Source organism: Streptomyces marianii, assembly GCF_005795905.1.
In the GTDB taxonomy this organism is placed as follows: Bacteria; Actinomycetota; Actinomycetes; order Streptomycetales; family Streptomycetaceae; genus Streptomyces; species Streptomyces marianii.
This window is the reverse complement of record NZ_VAWE01000001.1, coordinates 2,205,072-2,217,485: the sequence shown is the minus strand read 5'-3', so window position 1 is coordinate 2,217,485 and position 12,414 is coordinate 2,205,072. Positions and strand designations below refer to the sequence as shown.

The following is a 12,414-nucleotide window of genomic DNA, read 5'->3' as shown; positions in this document are numbered from 1 at the left end:
GCCGGGACCCCAAATGACTTCCACCCACGCCTTCTGGCTCGCCGGCCGCCAGGCCACCGGCGAGACGACCTTCGACGTGACCTCCCCCTGGGACGGCCGTCTCGTCGGCACGGTCGCCGTCCCGACCGACGCCCAGGTCGAGGAGGCCGTTGTCGCCGCCCACGCCGTCGTGGACGAGTTCGCCGCGACCCCGGCCCATGTCCGCGCCGCCGCCCTGGAGCACGTCTCCCGGCGCCTCGTCGAGCGCACCGAGGAGATCGCCCAGCTGATCTCCGCCGAGAACGGCAAGCCCGTCAAGTGGGCCCGCGGCGAGGTCGGCCGTGCGGTCTCCGTCTTCCGGTTCGCCGCCGAAGAGGCCCGTCGCTTCAACGGCGGCGAGGCCCAGCGCCTCGACACGGACGCCGGCGGCCAGGGGCGCCTCGCCCTCACCCGCCGCTTCCCGAAGGGCGTCGTCCTCGGGATCGCGCCGTTCAACTTCCCGCTGAACCTGTGCGCCCACAAGATCGCCCCGGCCATCGCCGTCGGCGCGCCGATCATCCTCAAGCCCGCTCCGGCCACTCCGCTGTCCGGTCTGATCCTCGGCGAGCTGCTCGCCGAGACCGAGCTGCCCGCCGGCTCCTGGTCGGTGCTGCCGGTCCCCAACGACAAGATGCCCGCCCTCGTCCAGGACGAGCGCCTCCCGGTCATCTCCTTCACGGGTTCCGACAAGGTCGGCTACGCGATCATGGACTCGGTGCCGCGCAAGCACTGCACCCTGGAACTCGGCGGCAACGGCGCGGCCGTCGTCCTCGCCGACTTCGCCTCCGAGGAGGACCTCGACTGGGCGGCGACCCGTATCGCCACCTTCTCCAACTACCAGGGCGGCCAGTCCTGCATCTCCGTCCAGCGCGTGATCGCCGACGCCTCGGTGTACGACCGGCTGCTGCCGAGGATCGTCGCCGCGGTCGAGGCGCAGAACACCGGAGACCCGTCCGACCCGTCCACCGACGTCGGCCCGCTGGTCAGCGAGGACGCCGCCAAGCGCGTCGAGTCCTGGGTGGACGAGGCGGTCGAGGCCGGCGCCCAGCTCCACACCGGCGGCAAGCGCGACGGCGCCTCCTACGCCCCGACCGTGCTCACCGGTGTTCCGGCGCACGCCACCCTCGCCTGCGAGGAGGTCTTCGGGCCGGTCCTCACCGTCCAGAGCGCCGACGGCGAGGCCGAGGCCTTCGCGGTGGTCAACAGCTCCAAGTACGGCCTCCAGGCAGGCGTGTTCACCCACGACCTGCAGACCGCCTTCCGCGCCCACCGGGCGCTGGAGGTCGGTGGCGTGATCGTCGGCGACGTCCCGTCCTACCGCGCCGACCAGATGCCCTACGGCGGTGCCAAGCAGTCCGGCGTGGGCCGCGAGGGCGTGAAGTTCGCGATGGACGACTACACGTACGAGCGGGTGCTCGTCCTCACCGGACTCGCCCTGTAGACACGTTTCCCGACCGACGGCCGGAGCCCACTGTGCGGGGGCTCCGGCCGTCCTCCTTTTCATCCCGTCTGACCAGCCGCGATGCGAAGTCTCTCCGGACGTGGACAGGCGTGGTACCCACGTGCCTCATGGCCGCTGGGATCCAGCGGGGGAGGTCATGGCGTGTGGTGCGCCCGCCGTTGTCCGCTGCGTTCCTGTTGCAGAGCGGGGTGGTCGGGCAGCGCGGGCCAGTGGTGCGGGGTGGGGGGGCGAGGGAGTCTCCTCGGACTTCGGTTCGGGCGGGCGCGGCTGGCCGAGCGAAACCGCGAGGAAGATGACGACCATGCCGACGATCTGCAGGGCGGACAGCATCTGGTCCTTGACGAGGTAGCCCAGCAGGGTCGCCACGACCGGGCTGCCCAGCGCGAGGAAGGAGACCGCCACGGCTGGCAGGTGTTCGATGCCCCGGAACCAGACGATGTAGCTCAGGACCGCGCCCAGGGTGACGAGGTAGGCGAACCCGATGACGTTGGAGCCGGTGAGACCGTCGGGAAGGTCTTCCAGCGACAGCCAGAACGGCAGCAGGACCACACCGCCCGCCGTGAGTTGCCACCCGGTGAACGTGAGCAGGCTGACGCCCTCCGGCCGTCCCCACCGCTTGGTCAGTGTGATGCCCGAGGCCATGCACAGGGCTCCGCCGACCGCGGCGAGGACTCCGATGGTGTCGAGCGACGCCGCGCCTTTGAAAACGAGCACCCCCACGCCCCCGGTGCCCATCACGCAGGCCAGGGCATGGATGGCTCTGATCCTGTCGCCGAGGAAGAGGGCGGCGAGGATCACAACGAACATGGGCTGTGCCGACATGATCATGGCGGCGATGCCACCCGGAAGTCGGTAGGCCGCGACGAAGAGCAGGAAGTTGAAAGCGCCGATGTTCAGAACGCCCAGCACCAGTGCGCGCCACCACCAGATGCCGACAGGAAGCTTGCGGCCGAGGGCCAGCAGGAACAGGCCGCCCGGCAGAGCCCGCACAGTGGTCGCCAGGAGTGGCCGGTCCGGCGGCAACAGCTCGGTGGTCACCAGATAGGTGCTGCCCCAAATGGCCGGAGCCAGGCCGGTCAGGGCTGCCGTGGGTCCGTTCCGTCTGCTCTTCATCCTGCCTCGAATCCCTTGGGAATCACCGTGGTTCGCAACGTCCGTCCGCCCACCCGGCTCAGTCGAAGACCGGGTCGCGGTCGCGGCCGCGCTTCAACTCGAAGAAGCCGTCGGTGCTCGCCACGGCAAGCACGCCGTCCCAGAGCGTTCCGGCGGCTTCGCCGCGGGGGGCGGGGGTGAGCACGGGGCCGAAGAACGCCAGCGGCTTCCCGTCAGGGCCGGGCACGTGGATCACTGGGGTGCCGACCTCGGAACCGACCGGGTCCATCCCCTCGTGGTGTTCGGCCCGCAACGGCTCGTCCCAGGAAGTGTCCTCAGCGGCCTCGATCAGGTCGGCGGGCAGACCCGCCTCCTCCAGGGCGGCGAGGATCATGTCGTGACCGAGCCCGGCCTTCTCGTGGTGGATCAGACGGCCCATGGCGTTGTAGAGGGGGCGCAGCACCCCGTTGCCGTACCGCTGCTGTGCCACGACGCACACGCGCACGCAGGCCCAGCCGTCGATCATGCCCTGGCGGTACTTCTCGGGTACCTCGCGGCCCTGGTTGAGGACCGACAGGCTCATGATGTGGAAACGAGTCTCCAGCGGCCGGACCTGTTCCACCTCCAGCATCCAGCGTGAGGTGATCCACGCCCAGGGGCAGCGGGGGTCCACCCAGATGTCGGCGACGGTCGTCTCGGGACGCGGTGGCGCGGTGCTCATGGCGGTCGCTCGTCCTTTCGGTGTTGCGGGCACGAGCGCGCGCCAAAGCACGCCTTGGCGGTGCGCGCCCAGGTGCGGGAGGTCGGGGAAGGCGGCGGAAGGCGGATCCCGGGCTTGCCGGGGGGTCCCGATCGAGGGCCCGCCCGGCGGAGTTGGCCCGAGGGCGTTCCTGCCGTGTGCGTTGTCACCAGTGTCGGGCCGGTGACATCGATGAGTCCAATACATGCTTGTCACGTGATGAATCGCGTATCACGATGGATCCATGGAGCTCCAGCAGATGCGGTACGTGATCGCCGTGGCCGAGACCAACAGCTTCACGAGGGCCGCCCAACGCTGCCTGGTGGTCCAGTCCGCGCTCAGCCACCAGATCGCGCGCCTGGAGAGGGAATTGGGTGCGAGGCTCTTCGAACGGACCAGCCGCCGGGTCCGGTTGACCCCGGCGGGCGCTGCCTTCCTGCCGGCCGCCCGCCAGTGCGTGGACGCGGCGGAGCGGGCCGCCGCCGAAGTCGCGGCAGCCGTCGGGGAGGTGCGCGGACGCCTCGCGGTGGGGCTGATCCCCACCGTCGCCGCCGTGGATGTTCCCAATGTCCTCAAGGACTTCCACCGGCGCCATCCGAAGGCCCGGGTCAGTCTCGGTGTGGGAGCGAGCGACGAGCTCGTCGAGCAGGTCAGGCAGGGCGAGATCGAGGTGGCCTTCCTCGGTGTCCCGGTCACGGCCCGCCCCAGGGGCGTCATGGCCCGGGAGATGGCCCGCGAGCGGCTGGTCGCCGTGGTCTCCCCGGACCACCCGCTCGCAGGCGAGACCTCGGTCGACCTCCATCGGCTGTCCTCGGAGGTGTTCGTGGACCTCCCGGCGAAGACCGCAGGCCGGGCCCAGTCCGATCTGGCCTTCAGCGCCGCCGGCCTCACCCGCGAGGTCGCCTTCGAGGTGACCAACGCGGACTACCTGGCGCGTCTGGTGGGCGCGGGTCTTGGCGTGGCCCTGCTCCCGCCGGCGTACGTCGCGGGCCTGGCCGGGATGACCACTATCGAGGTCACGGACGCACCGGCCCGCGTCGAGTACGTGATCTGGGGCCGGGAGCGTCGCAGCCCGGCGGCCGCGGCCTTCCTGGAGTTGTTGGGCATCGGGGGGGAGTGAACGACGCGGCGTTGCCGCATCGACCGAGCAGCCCCACCACCAGGTCGAACCCTGGCCCTGCGACCCTTCCCCCCGGCCCGGAGGGCCGGAGGGAATCCCGTCCACCGGACGCCGCTCCTCGACGGCTCAACCTCGGCTGACGCGGCACCGGAGAGGAGCCGCAGGTCAGGCCCACTGTGAGCAATTCACGGTGCGGAGGCTCCGGCCGTCCATCTGTGGTAGCGGGTCACGATCCACCCGGGTGCCCCGCAGGACTGGTGGGGTGGCCGGCAATCGGGTAGATACGGACGAGTAGCACCGGTCGGTAATTCCGGTCCGGCCGCCCTCCGACAGCGGCGAGGTGAGTCCCTCATGTCCGCACCATCCACTCCGCAGGACACCCCGAAGGTCACTGTGTCCCCCGAGGCCACAGGGGCACCAAAGGTCACCGAGCGTGAGGCACGCCAGGTCGCCGAGGCCGCGCGCGAGCAGAGCTGGCGCAAGCCCAGCTTCGCCAAGGAGCTGTTCCTCGGACGTTTCCGGCTCGACCTGATCCACCCCCATCCGCTGCCGGCCTCCGAGGACGTGCAGCGCGGCGAGGAGTTCCTCGCCAGACTGCGCGACTTCTGCGAGACGAAGATCGACGGCGCGCTCATCGAACGCCAGGCCCGGATTCCCGACGAGGTGATCGAGGGCCTCAAGGAGCTCGGCGCCCTCGGCATGAAGATCGACACCAAGTACGGGGGCCTCGGCATCACCCAGGTGTACTACAACAAGGCCCTGGCCCTGGTCGGCTCCGTGAGCCCCGCCATCGGCGCGCTGCTGTCCGCGCATCAGTCGATCGGCGTACCGCAGCCGCTGAAGATATTCGGCACCCAGGAGCAGAAGGAGACGTTCCTGCCGCGCCTGGCCCGCACCGACATCTCGGCGTTCCTGCTCACCGAGCCGGACGTCGGCTCCGACCCGGCGCGCCTGGCCACCACGGCCGTGCCCGACGGCGACGACTACGTGCTCGACGGCGTGAAGCTGTGGACGACCAACGGAGTCGTCGCCGACCTCCTCGTCGTCATGGCCCGGGTTCCCAAGTCCGAGGGCCACAAGGGCGGCATCACCGCCTTCGTCGTCGAGGCGGGCGCCGAGGGAATCACGGTCGAGAACCGCAACGCCTTCATGGGCCTGCGCGGCATCGAGAACGGCGTGACCCGCTTCCACCAGGTGCGGGTGCCCGCCGCGAACCGCATCGGCCCCGAGGGCGCCGGACTGAAGATCGCCCTGACCACCCTGAACACCGGACGTCTGTCACTGCCCGCGATGTGCGTCGGTGCCGGGAAGTGGTGCCTGAAGATCGCCCGCGAATGGTCCGCGGTCCGCGAGCAGTGGGGCAAGCCGGTCGCCAAGCACGAGGCCGTAGGTGCGAAGATCTCCTTCATCGCGGCGACCACCTTCGCCATGGAGGCCGTCGTCGACCTGGCGTCCCAGATGGCCGACGAGGACCGCAACGACATCCGCATCGAGGCCGCCCTCGCCAAGCTCTACGGCTCCGAGATGTCCTGGCTCATCGCCGACGAGCTCGTCCAGATCCGCGGCGGACGCGGCTTCGAGACCGCGGATTCCCTCGCCGCCCGTGGCGAACGGGCCGTCCCCACCGAGCAGTTGCTGCGTGACCTGCGCATCAACCGCATCTTCGAGGGCTCCACCGAGATCATGCATCTGCTGATCGCGCGCGAGGCGGTGGACGCGCACCTCTCCGTGGCGGGCGACATCATCGACCCCGACAAGTCGCTCGGCGACAAGGCCAGGGCGGGCGCGGCGGCCACGGCGTTCTACGCCCGCTGGCTGCCCAGGCTGGTCGCGGGCCCGGGCCAGCTGCCCCGCTCGTACGCCGAGTTCCACCCGCGCGGGCACACGGACCTCTCCGTGCACCTGCGGTACGTGGAGCGCACGTCGCGCAAGCTCGCCCGCTCCACGTTCTACGCCATGTCCCGCTGGCAGGGCCGGATGGAGACCAAGCAGGGCTTCCTCGGCCGGATCGTCGACATCGGCGCGGAGCTGTTCGCGATGAGCGCCGCCTGCGTACGAGCCGAACTGCTGCGCAGGACCGGGGAGCACGGCCGGGAGGCGTACCGGCTGGCGGACGCCTTCTGCCGGCAGTCCCGCATCCGGGTCGAGGAGCTCTTCGGACGGTTGTGGACCAACACCGACGACGTCGACCGGTCCGTGGTCAAGGACGTCCTCGCCGGCTCCTACACCTGGCTCGAGGAGGGCGTCCTCGACCCGAGCGGCGACGGTCCCTGGATCGCGGACGCGACCCCCGGCCCGGCGACGCGGGAGAACGTCCACCGCCCGTTCCGCTGACCGGCCGGGCCGTCGTGCGGCCGCCGCTGCGGGCCCGCCCCCTCCGGGCGGCGCCCGCACCGGCGGCGCGCAGGGGACGCGCTGTCGGGGCCCGCGTCGGCAGCGGACACAATGGGGGCATGAGCGACAGCCCAGCCCCACTCGCCGACCCGCACATCGCCTTCGATCCGTCCGAAGGCCGCCGGGACATCGTCGTCCTCGGCTCCACCGGGTCCATCGGCACGCAGGCCATCGACCTGGTCCAGCGCAATCCCGGCCGCTTCCGCGTCACCGCGCTCTCCGCCGCCGGCGGGCGGGTCGACCTGCTCGCCGAGCAGGCGCACCGCCTGCGGGTGCGGGCGGTCGCCGTCGCCCGCGAGAACGCCGTCCCCGCGCTCCGGGACGCCCTGCGGGCACGGTACGGAACGGGCGAGCCGCTCCCCGAGATCCTGGCCGGGCCGGAGGCGGCGACCCAGCTCGCCGCCTCCGAGTGCCACACCGTCCTCAACGGCATCACCGGGTCCATCGGCCTCGCCCCCACCCTCGCCGCACTCGAAGCGGGCCGCACCCTCGCGCTGGCCAACAAGGAGTCGCTCATCGTCGGCGGTCCCCTGGTGAAGGCGCTCGCGAAGCCCGGCCAGATCATCCCCGTCGACTCCGAGCACGCCGCGCTGTTCCAGGCCCTCGCCGCCGGCACCCGCGCCGACGTCCGCAAGCTCGTCGTCACCGCCTCCGGCGGCCCCTTCCGCGGCCGCACCCGGGCCGAGCTCTCCCGGGTCACCCCCGAGGACGCCCTCGCCCATCCCACCTGGGCGATGGGGCCGGTGATCACGGTCAACAGCGCCACCCTGGTCAACAAGGGCCTGGAGGTCATCGAGGCCCACCTCCTCTACGACATCCCGTTCGAGCGCATCGAGGTCGTGGTCCACCCCCAGTCCTACGTTCACTCGATGGTGGAGTTCACGGACGGGTCCACGCTCGCCCAGGCCACGCCGCCGGACATGCGCGGCCCCATCGCCATCGGCATCGGCTGGCCGGAGCGGGTGCCGGGCGCCGCTCCCGCCTTCGACTGGTCGACGGCCTCCACCTGGGAGTTCTTCCCGCTCGACGACGAGGCCTTTCCGTCCGTGGCACTCGCCCGGCAGGTCGGTGATCAAGGAGGCACCGCCCCCGCGGTGTTCAACGCCGCGAACGAGGAGTGCGTGGACGCTTTCCTGGCGGGACGGCTGCCGTTCAACGGAATCATGGATACGGTCACTGCAGTCGTCGGCGAGCACGGCACCCCCGGGAGGGGAACCTCGCTGACGGTCACGGACGTCCTGGAGGCGGAGACCTGGGCGCGCGCCCGCGCCCGGGAACTGGCCGCACTGGAAGAGAAGGCGACAGCGGAGGCTCGCGCATGACGATTCTGTTGACGGTCCTCGGCATAGCGCTCTTCGCCGTCGGACTGCTCTTCTCCATCGCCTGGCATGAGCTCGGCCACCTCTCGACCGCCAAGCTCTTCGGTATCCGCGTGCCCCAGTACATGGTCGGCTTCGGCCCCACGATCTGGTCGCGCCACAAGGGGGAGACCGAGTACGGGATCAAGGCCATCCCGGCCGGCGGCTACATCCGCATGATCGGGATGTTCCCGCCGGGCCCGGACGGCCGGGTCGAGGCCCGCTCCACCTCCCCCTGGCGGGGCATGATCGAGGACGCCCGCACGGCGGCCTTCGAGGAGCTCAAGCCCGGCGACGAGACCCGGCTCTTCTACACGCGCAAGCCGTGGAAGCGCGTCATCGTGATGTTCGCGGGCCCCTTTATGAACCTGGTGCTCGCCGTGGCGATCTTCCTCGGCGTCTCGATGTCGTTCGGCTTCGCCACCCAGACCACCCAGGTCGCCGGTGTCCAGCAGTGCGTCATCCCGCAGAGCGAGGAGCGCAGCACCTGCAGGTCCACGGACCCCGAATCCCCCGCCTCGGCCGCGGGACTGCTCAAGGACGACCGGATCGTCGCCTTCAACGGGGTGCCGGTCACCGACTGGGGAGAGCTGTCCAGCCGCATCCGCGACACCATCGGCCCCGCCACCATCACGGTCGACCGCGGCGGCGAGGAGAAGGTCCTCCAGGCCACCCTGCTGAAGAACATGGTGGCCAAGAAGGACGCCGACGGTCAGGTCGTCCCCGGCGAGTTCGTGCCGGCCGGCTACCTCGGCTTCGCGGCGAGGACGGAGATCGTGCCGCAGACCTTCGGGCAGTCCCTGGACCGCATGGGCGACATGTTCGAGAACGGCGCCCAGGCGATCGTCTCGCTCCCGGCCAAGGTGCCGGACCTCTGGGCGGCGGCCTTCGGTGACGGCGAGCGCAAGGACGACTCCCCGGTCGGGGTGGTCGGCGCGGCCCGGATCAGCGGCGAGGTGCTCAACCTCGACGCCCCCACCCAGAGCATCGTCGCCACGTTCCTGATGCTGCTCGCCGGCTTCAACCTCTCGCTGTTCCTGTTCAACATGCTGCCGCTGCTGCCGCTGGACGGCGGGCACATCGCGGGAGCGCTGTGGGAGTCCGTGCGCCGCAACACCGCCCGGCTGTTCCGCCGGCCCGACCCCGGCCCCTTCGACGTGGCGAAGCTGATGCCCGTCGCCTACGTGGTCGCGGGGATCTTCATCTGCTTCACGCTGCTCGTGCTGGTGGCGGACATCGTGAACCCGGTGAAGATCTCCTGAGGGCTCGTGTTCGCCCGGGGGACACCACCCGGACCCCGGGCGGAAACCGCGGCCGGACACCGTATGGCGTCCGGCCGCGTCCCTTCGGGTGGTTTGCCGCCGCGGTGTGCTGGGCCGCGGACCCGTGGCGTAATGTCGAAGGCTGGAGCCCGCCCTGTCGGGGCCTCGATCCACACCTTGGGGTTGCACAGCAGATGACCGCGATTTCTCTCGGGATGCCGTCCGTTCCGACCAAGCTCGCCGACCGGAGGGCCAGCCGCAAGATCCAGGTCGGCTCGGTCGCCGTCGGTGGCGACGCACCCGTGTCGGTGCAGTCGATGACGACGACGCGGACCTCCGACGTCGGTGCCACGCTGCAGCAGATCGCCGAGCTCACCGCGTCCGGCTGCCAGATCGTCCGCGTCGCGTGCCCTACGCAGGACGACGCCGACGCACTCTCCACCATCGCTCGGAAGTCGCAGATCCCGGTGATCGCGGACATCCACTTCCAGCCGAAGTACGTCTTCGCGGCCATCGACGCGGGCTGTGCCGCGGTCCGCGTCAACCCCGGCAACATCAAGCAGTTCGACGACAAGGTCAAGGAGATCGCCAAGGCGGCCAGGGACGCCGGCACTCCCATCCGCATCGGTGTGAACGCGGGCTCGCTCGACCGGCGGCTGCTCCAGAAGTACGGCAAGGCCACCCCCGAGGCGCTCGTCGAGTCGGCGCTGTGGGAGGCCTCGCTCTTCGAGGAGCACGACTTCCGCGACATCAAGATCTCGGTCAAGCACAACGACCCGGTCGTCATGGTCAACGCCTACCGGCAGCTGGCCGCGCAGTGCGACTACCCGCTCCACCTCGGCGTGACGGAGGCCGGCCCGGCCTTCCAGGGCACCATCAAGTCCGCCGTCGCCTTCGGCGCGCTGCTCAGCGAGGGCATCGGCGACACCATCCGCGTGTCGCTGTCCGCGCCCCCGGCCGAGGAGGTCAAGGTCGGCATCCAGATCCTGGAGTCGCTGAACCTGCGCCAGCGCCGGCTGGAGATCGTCTCCTGCCCGTCCTGCGGCCGCGCCCAGGTCGACGTCTACAAGCTGGCCGACCAGGTCACCGCGGGCCTCGAGGGCATGGAGGTGCCCCTGCGCGTCGCCGTCATGGGCTGCGTCGTGAACGGCCCCGGCGAGGCCCGTGAAGCCGACCTGGGTGTGGCCTCCGGCAACGGCAAGGGCCAGATCTTCGTCAAGGGCGAGGTGATCAAGACGGTCCCGGAGTCGAAGATCGTCGAGACCCTGATCGAGGAGGCGATGAAGATCGCCGAGCAGATGGAGAAGGACGGCGTGGCCTCCGGGGAGCCCGAGGTCTCCGTCGGCTGACCGACCGCCGCAAGGGCCGGGTCCGCGCAGGCGGCCCGGCCCATTCGCGTGAGGGGCCCGCTCCCGGGTATCCGGGTACAGTGCACAGACCGGCAGGCCGTACACCACCACGTTTACGCCCAGGAGCCGGCCGACCGAGCGGCACCTGTCGTTGCCCTCAAGGAGTGATGGAGGGCCCTCTCGTGTTGACGCAGACGACCACCCGGGTCCTCGATCCCGACGACCTGGGGGCCACCCTCGCGGTCCTGGAGAGCGACCCGGTCGCCAACGCGTTCGTCACCGCCCGGGTCCAGGTCGCAGGACTCGACCCCTGGCGCCTCGGCGGCGAGATGTGGGGCTGGTACGCGGACGGACGGCTCCGCTCGCTCTGCTACTCCGGCGCCAATCTCGTCCCCATCTGCGCCACCCCCGAGGCCGTCCGCGCCTTCGCCGACCGTGCCCGCAGGGCCGGCCGCCGCTGCTCGTCCATCGTGGGGCCGGCCGAGACCACCTCCGCGCTGTGGAAGCTGCTGGAGCCCAGCTGGGGCCCGGCCCGCGAAGTCCGCGCCCACCAGCCGCTCATGGTCACCGAGTCCCTGCCCCGGGACATCGAGCCCGACCCGTACGTGCGGCGCATCCGCAAGGACGAGATGGAGGTGATCATGCCCGCGTGCGTGGCCATGTTCACCGAGGAGGTCGGCGTCTCCCCGATGGCCGGTGACGGCGGACTGCTCTACCAGGCCCGGATCGCCGAACTCGTGGGCACGGGCCGCTCCTTCGCCAGGATCGACGACGGCAAGGTCGTCTTCAAGGCCGAGATCGGCGCCGCCACACCGCTGGCGTGCCAGATCCAGGGCGTCTGGGTCGCCCCCGAGTACCGCGGACGCGGCCTGTCCGAGACCGGGATGGCGGCCGTGATCAGCTACGCCCTCGCCGATGTCGCACCGCTCGTCAGCCTGTACGTGAACGACTACAACACCGCGGCCCGCGCGGCGTACCGACGGGTGGGATTCCGCGAGGTCGGTGCGTTCATGAGCGTGCTGTTCTGAGCGGCAGGCGGAGAAGTAGGGTTCCCGCATGGAACACGATGTCGAGGTCGCGCCGGTCAACCTCGCCGCACGCGTGGACGACGCCCTCTCCGTGCAGGCCCTCGCCTTCGGCCTCACCGCGGAGGAGATCGGTATCCGCCGCCACATCGTGCTCCGGCACCTGCTCAGCCCCGGGGCCCACGCCCTCGGCGCGACGACTCCCGCGGGCCGACTGGTGGGGTTCGTGTACGGGATGCCAAACGACCGCACCCACTGGTGGTCCACGGTCGTGGAGCCGTATCTGCGCAGCAACGGTTCCGACGACTGGCTGGACGATTCCTTCGTGATCACCGAGCTCCATGTCCACCCGGCCTACCAGGGGAGGGGCATCGGCCGCCGGCTGATCACCACCATCACCGACGGCGCCGCCCAGCCCCGCTCCATCCTGTCCGCGATCGACACCGAGAGCCGGGCACGCGGCCTGTACCGCGCCCTCGGCTACCAGGACCTGGCGCGCCAGGTCGTCTTCCCCAGCGCTCCGAAGCCGTACGCGGTGATGGGGGCCCCGCTGCCACTGCTGCGCGGCGCCTGATGGCCGTACCGCACGCACGCG

At 70.8% G+C, this 12,414-nt stretch carries 10 protein-coding genes; 8 read left to right on the top strand and 2 right to left on the bottom strand.

Annotated features, from left to right (window positions below; translation table 11 throughout):
• Window positions 1-13: 13 nt before the first annotated feature.
• Window positions 14-1,459 (top strand): aldehyde dehydrogenase family protein, encoded by a 1,446-nt coding sequence (locus FEF34_RS09775; protein WP_138052814.1) that lies wholly within the window; start codon window positions 14-16, stop codon window positions 1,457-1,459.
• A gap of 126 nt (window positions 1,460-1,585) precedes the next feature.
• On the opposite strand, the gene FEF34_RS09770 is transcribed toward FEF34_RS09775, so the two are convergent.
• Entirely contained in the window at window positions 1,586-2,593 is a 1,008-nt protein-coding gene (locus FEF34_RS09770; RefSeq protein WP_138052813.1) for an EamA family transporter, read from the bottom strand.
• A gap of 58 nt (window positions 2,594-2,651) precedes the next feature.
• Window positions 2,652-3,293 (bottom strand): mycothiol-dependent nitroreductase Rv2466c family protein, encoded by a 642-nt coding sequence (locus FEF34_RS09765; RefSeq protein ID WP_138052812.1) that lies wholly within the window; start codon window positions 3,291-3,293, stop codon window positions 2,652-2,654.
• A 262-nt stretch (window positions 3,294-3,555) separates the two neighbouring features.
• Between FEF34_RS09765 and FEF34_RS09760 the strand changes: the two genes are divergently transcribed.
• The 7 genes from FEF34_RS09760 (at window position 3,556) to FEF34_RS09730 (ending at window position 12,393) form a co-directional block, all read left to right on the top strand.
• The gene (locus tag FEF34_RS09760; RefSeq protein ID WP_138052811.1) at window positions 3,556-4,431 is read left to right on the top strand and encodes a LysR family transcriptional regulator; all 876 of its coding nucleotides are present in this window, start codon (window positions 3,556-3,558) and stop codon (window positions 4,429-4,431) included.
• 351 nt (window positions 4,432-4,782) lie between these two features.
• Window positions 4,783-6,765, top strand: coding sequence for an acyl-CoA dehydrogenase family protein (locus tag FEF34_RS09755; protein WP_138052810.1), 1,983 nt, complete (start codon window positions 4,783-4,785; stop codon window positions 6,763-6,765).
• Between the two features lie 119 nt (window positions 6,766-6,884).
• On the top strand, window positions 6,885-8,147 hold the full coding sequence (gene dxr / locus FEF34_RS09750) for a 1-deoxy-D-xylulose-5-phosphate reductoisomerase (protein WP_138052809.1): 1,263 nt from the start codon (window positions 6,885-6,887) through the stop codon (window positions 8,145-8,147).
• Window positions 8,144-9,445, top strand: a complete 1,302-nt coding sequence (locus FEF34_RS09745; RefSeq protein ID WP_138052808.1) for a M50 family metallopeptidase — start codon at window positions 8,144-8,146, stop codon at window positions 9,443-9,445. Before dxr ends, FEF34_RS09745 begins: the two co-directional genes overlap by 4 nt.
• Window positions 9,446-9,639: 194 nt before the next feature.
• Entirely contained in the window at window positions 9,640-10,794 is a 1,155-nt protein-coding gene (gene ispG, locus FEF34_RS09740; protein WP_138052807.1) for a flavodoxin-dependent (E)-4-hydroxy-3-methylbut-2-enyl-diphosphate synthase, read from the top strand.
• 167 nt (window positions 10,795-10,961) lie between these two features.
• The gene (locus FEF34_RS09735) at window positions 10,962-11,822 is read left to right on the top strand and encodes a GNAT family N-acetyltransferase (protein WP_138052806.1); all 861 of its coding nucleotides are present in this window, start codon (window positions 10,962-10,964) and stop codon (window positions 11,820-11,822) included.
• 28 nt (window positions 11,823-11,850) lie between these two features.
• On the top strand, window positions 11,851-12,393 hold the full coding sequence (locus FEF34_RS09730; RefSeq protein ID WP_138052805.1) for a GNAT family N-acetyltransferase: 543 nt from the start codon (window positions 11,851-11,853) through the stop codon (window positions 12,391-12,393).
• Window positions 12,394-12,414 lie beyond the last annotated feature (21 nt).

Bases quoted from the DNA above. Each gene is read 5' to 3' on its own strand.
- FEF34_RS09745 (WP_138052808.1), top strand. From the start codon at position 8,144: ATGACGATTCTGTTGACGGTCCTCGGCATAGCGCTCTTCGCCGTCGGA.
- ispG (WP_138052807.1), top strand. From the start codon at position 9,640: ATGACCGCGATTTCTCTCGGGATGCCGTCCGTTCCGACCAAGCTCGCC.
- FEF34_RS09770 (WP_138052813.1), bottom strand. From the start codon at position 2,593: ATGAAGAGCAGACGGAACGGACCCACGGCAGCCCTGACCGGCCTGGCT.
- FEF34_RS09775 (WP_138052814.1), top strand. From the start codon at position 14: ATGACTTCCACCCACGCCTTCTGGCTCGCCGGCCGCCAGGCCACCGGC.
- FEF34_RS09735 (WP_138052806.1), top strand. From the start codon at position 10,962: ATGGAGGGCCCTCTCGTGTTGACGCAGACGACCACCCGGGTCCTCGAT.
- FEF34_RS09760 (WP_138052811.1), top strand. From the start codon at position 3,556: ATGGAGCTCCAGCAGATGCGGTACGTGATCGCCGTGGCCGAGACCAAC.
- FEF34_RS09755 (WP_138052810.1), top strand. From the start codon at position 4,783: ATGTCCGCACCATCCACTCCGCAGGACACCCCGAAGGTCACTGTGTCC.
- FEF34_RS09765 (WP_138052812.1), bottom strand. From the start codon at position 3,293: ATGAGCACCGCGCCACCGCGTCCCGAGACGACCGTCGCCGACATCTGG.
- FEF34_RS09730 (WP_138052805.1), top strand. From the start codon at position 11,851: ATGGAACACGATGTCGAGGTCGCGCCGGTCAACCTCGCCGCACGCGTG.
- dxr (WP_138052809.1), top strand. From the start codon at position 6,885: ATGAGCGACAGCCCAGCCCCACTCGCCGACCCGCACATCGCCTTCGAT.